The sequence below is a fragment of the Bacteroidota bacterium genome, assembly GCA_030706565.1.
In the GTDB taxonomy this organism is placed as follows: Bacteria; Bacteroidota; Bacteroidia; order Bacteroidales; family JAUZOH01; genus JAUZOH01.
In genome coordinates this window covers 1-2,976 of record JAUZOH010000438.1, presented here as the reverse complement: position 1 = coordinate 2,976, position 2,976 = coordinate 1, and the positions used below count along the sequence as shown (strand labels likewise).

Below are 2,976 nucleotides of genomic sequence, written 5' to 3'. Positions count from 1 at the left end.
TTATAACATCGCCCCAAGGCATGGTATGCTCCCACAGAGAAGCTCTGGCGGCATAAACCACCTTCTGATATTTCTGATTCCACTTTCCAGCATCGCGAAGAAACTGCGCTTCAATTTCAGGAATCTGTCCCTGACTATTCGGACCCACATTAAACAGGTAAGTTCCGCCACGTGTCACCTTTGAAATCAAACGGTTCAGTATCTCCTTCGGGTTCTTGAAATTGTGGTCGTACCAGGCGTACGACCACGAATCGTTTTTGGTATCGCAGGTTTTCCACAACCCCGGAATGTTTACAGGAGGAACTTCCATATCGCCTTTAATAACATAGTTGCCCATTTCGTGACCAGTACGGCTGCAAAGTATAGCATTGGGCTGTAATTCACAAACCACTTTTGCCAGTTCAACAACCAACTCCTTTTTCATATTTCCGGAGTATCGAACCACACAAAATCAATCGGCCCATAATTGCTGCAAATTCCTTTCACCTGGGGGAGGCATTTGCGATAAAAATAGTAATCGAAACTTGCGAGAGTTACTTCGGCATTTTCTTTAGGTCCACCCGATCCTCCGTGGGCCGTACAGTCCTGATTGCGTGAATAGTAAAAGCCAAAACCAAGCCCCAGTTCGTGGCAGGCAACCGACAATTCTTTCATTGAATCACGTGCAAAGGATGTAGCATCAACAATATTGAACAGATCGGTTTTAGAATGAAACATGGCAAAACCTTCGTGGTGCTTGCTGGTGATGATGAAGTATTTCATACCGGCAGCTTTAGCTAATTGAGCTATCGCTTTGGCATAAAACTTTGCCGGATTAAATTCTCTGGCTATTTTCTTGTAATCAGCAACCGGAATGCAGGCCATGCTTTTATTCATAATTCATAATCCATTCTCCAATACTATAATAGGTTTTCCCCTGCCATTTGCCGCCCAAATGTGAAAACAATCCCTAATGTATGAACATGCTAAGGTTCCCTTCATCAAACAGTTTTACACGCCCGGCCTTCAAAGCATCAACCGACATCTTTGTATCGCCCCACATTTCGTTCATTTCCTTGTTTTGTAAAAAAGAGGAAACAACTGCAATTGCAAAAAACACAAACAGAATGGAGACTATCCTGATATTCATTTTATGTAGGTTTAATTGAAATTAAGCTCCAAAAAACAAGTCGGTTAAGCCAAATTCAGAGGTAACAAAATTAGCGAATTTGTCCATCTTGGTTTTGAACATTTCAGGCATATTTTTGCAGAATTACGACATTTAGAATGTATATCTTAACCAAATTGGTAACCCTTAACACTCCTATCAAACAACAAATTTGAACTAATTGGGAAATCTGGAAGAGCAGGCAGCTTGTAACCGGAACTGCTATAAAAAATTGGACAATAAGTTAAGAAAAAAATTAACTTAACGGAATATGAAAAGCAGAAGGAAATATGATCGAAAGTTTAAACAAAAAGTTGTTGAACTCAGTTATAAAAGGGAAAATATTGCTGATATGGCTTCAGAATTAGGGATAAGAAAAGAACTAATATTTCGATGGCGGTGTGAAAAAGAAGGACATAAAGAGTCAAGTTTTCCAGGCAATGAAAACAAAATTCTGACAAAAGAACAGAAAGAGATTGTTCGGTTAAAAAAAGAGCTCAAAAATGTAGAAGTAGAATTAGATACAGATGCCTATTATTCAAGTTAAAAAATCTGTCAAAGTAGAATTAAAGAATCTTGTAAATAGCTACCTGTATTGTGATATTTTAACTTTTTCAGAAACCAGAAAACCTGAAGTTCTTGAAAAACTATTGCAGGCATTGGCTTTGCAAATTGGGAGTGAGGTAAATTACAATAAATTATCTCAACTGGTTGGTATTAATAAAATTACCATTCAAAAATATATCGACATTCTTGAAAAGGGATATATTGTTTTCAGACTGAATAGGTTTAGTAAAAACATAAGAAATGAAATAAAGCAGAATAGGAAAATATACTTCTATGACAACGGTATCCGAAACATGATTATCGGCAATTTTAATCAATTGGATTTATGAGTAGATAAAGGAGCTTTATGGGAGAATTTTTTGGTTTCGGAAAGAAGAATGCAAAATTTATATAAAATACATTTGCTAAAATGTATTTTTGGAGAATAAAACAGCAACAGGAAATTGATTTTGTAAAAGAAAATAATGGGTAAATTTTAGGATTTAAATTTAAATGGAATAATTAAAAGACAAGATTCCCTCACAACTTTATGGAAACATACAAAAATGATGGGCATGTATTGACAGAAATAACTTTAGAGAATTTTTAAAAATATAAGGAATGACAGTGTTCAATAAGTGGCTTTCAAAGCCCAACATAAATACCGTCCACACAACAAAAAATATATATAAAATGAAAAAATTATTAATTGCAACAGTGATTGCTTTGATCAGCATAACGGGATGTAATAGAAGCAAAAAAGAAGAACAGCCGCATCATTCCAATGCAGATACATCAAAAACAGAAGCTTTAGCTGTTGTTCAGCCTGGTTCAAATTAAAAACATGAAATGAAAATTCTAATTTTATGTACGGGAAATTCCAGCCGCAGCCAGATGGCTGAAGGCTTCCTGAAATCATATAATCCTATCCTTCAGGTATTTTCTGCCGGCACAAATCCTGCACCGAAAGTCAGTTCCCATGCGATCAAAGTAATGAAAGAAGCAGGGATTGACCTCAGCAACAACAAACCAAAAGATGTAAAAGAGTTTGTTAATGAATCGTTTGATTATGTTATTACGGTTTGTGACCATGCCAGGGAAACCTGTCCGGTTTTTAGCGGAAAAGTAAAAAACAGGCTACATTTTCCGTTCGAAGATCCTTCCCTTAAAAAAGGCAGCGAAAAAGAAATTCTGCAGACTTACCGCCAGGTAAGGGAACAGATTAATGAAAAATTTCAGGAATTTTACGTCCAGCTTTTACAATACCTATAATTATTCTGTTA

The 2,976-nt window shown here is 36.3% G+C and carries 7 protein-coding genes; 4 read left to right on the top strand and 3 right to left on the bottom strand.

Annotation, left to right across the window (positions count from 1 at the left end; all coding sequences use genetic code 11):
• The 3 genes from Q8907_15295 to Q8907_15285 all read right to left on the bottom strand — a co-directional run.
• Nucleotides 1-424 (bottom strand): alpha-L-fucosidase (locus tag Q8907_15295; GenBank protein MDP4275636.1); only part of this gene is annotated, 424 nt, incomplete at its 3' end.
• A complete protein-coding gene (locus tag Q8907_15290; GenBank protein MDP4275635.1) occupies nucleotides 421-876 on the bottom strand; it encodes an alpha-L-fucosidase in 456 nt (151 codons plus the stop codon). The genes Q8907_15290 and Q8907_15295, both read right to left, overlap by 4 nt.
• A gap of 73 nt (nucleotides 877-949) precedes the next feature.
• Nucleotides 950-1,129 (bottom strand): hypothetical protein, encoded by a 180-nt coding sequence (locus Q8907_15285; protein ID MDP4275634.1) that lies wholly within the window; start codon nucleotides 1,127-1,129, stop codon nucleotides 950-952.
• Nucleotides 1,130-1,418: 289 nt separating this feature from the next.
• Here Q8907_15285 and Q8907_15280 point away from each other — a divergent pair, with 289 nt between their 5' ends.
• From Q8907_15280 to Q8907_15265, 4 genes are all read left to right on the top strand, one after another.
• Entirely contained in the window at nucleotides 1,419-1,694 is a 276-nt protein-coding gene (locus Q8907_15280) for a transposase (GenBank protein MDP4275633.1), read from the top strand.
• Complete coding sequence (locus tag Q8907_15275; protein ID MDP4275632.1) at nucleotides 1,675-2,043, top strand: DUF4143 domain-containing protein; 369 nt, start codon at nucleotides 1,675-1,677, stop codon at nucleotides 2,041-2,043. Before Q8907_15280 ends, Q8907_15275 begins: the two co-directional genes overlap by 20 nt.
• Before the next feature lie 343 nt (nucleotides 2,044-2,386).
• On the top strand, nucleotides 2,387-2,533 hold the full coding sequence (locus Q8907_15270) for a hypothetical protein (GenBank protein ID MDP4275631.1): 147 nt from the start codon (nucleotides 2,387-2,389) through the stop codon (nucleotides 2,531-2,533).
• A 9-nt stretch (nucleotides 2,534-2,542) separates the two neighbouring features.
• Nucleotides 2,543-2,965, top strand: a complete 423-nt coding sequence (locus Q8907_15265; GenBank protein ID MDP4275630.1) for an arsenate reductase ArsC — start codon at nucleotides 2,543-2,545, stop codon at nucleotides 2,963-2,965.
• The last annotated feature ends 11 nt before the right edge of the window (nucleotides 2,966-2,976 follow it).

Excerpts from the sequence above, each read along its gene's own strand:
- Q8907_15270 (MDP4275631.1), top strand. The coding sequence starts at position 2,387 with ATGAAAAAATTATTAATTGCAACAGTGATTGCTTTGATCAGCATAACG.
- Q8907_15290 (MDP4275635.1), bottom strand. The coding sequence starts at position 876 with ATGAATAAAAGCATGGCCTGCATTCCGGTTGCTGATTACAAGAAAATA.
- Q8907_15275 (MDP4275632.1), top strand. The coding sequence starts at position 1,675 with ATGCCTATTATTCAAGTTAAAAAATCTGTCAAAGTAGAATTAAAGAAT.
- Q8907_15280 (MDP4275633.1), top strand. The coding sequence starts at position 1,419 with ATGAAAAGCAGAAGGAAATATGATCGAAAGTTTAAACAAAAAGTTGTT.
- Q8907_15265 (MDP4275630.1), top strand. The coding sequence starts at position 2,543 with ATGAAAATTCTAATTTTATGTACGGGAAATTCCAGCCGCAGCCAGATG.
- Q8907_15285 (MDP4275634.1), bottom strand. The coding sequence starts at position 1,129 with ATGAATATCAGGATAGTCTCCATTCTGTTTGTGTTTTTTGCAATTGCA.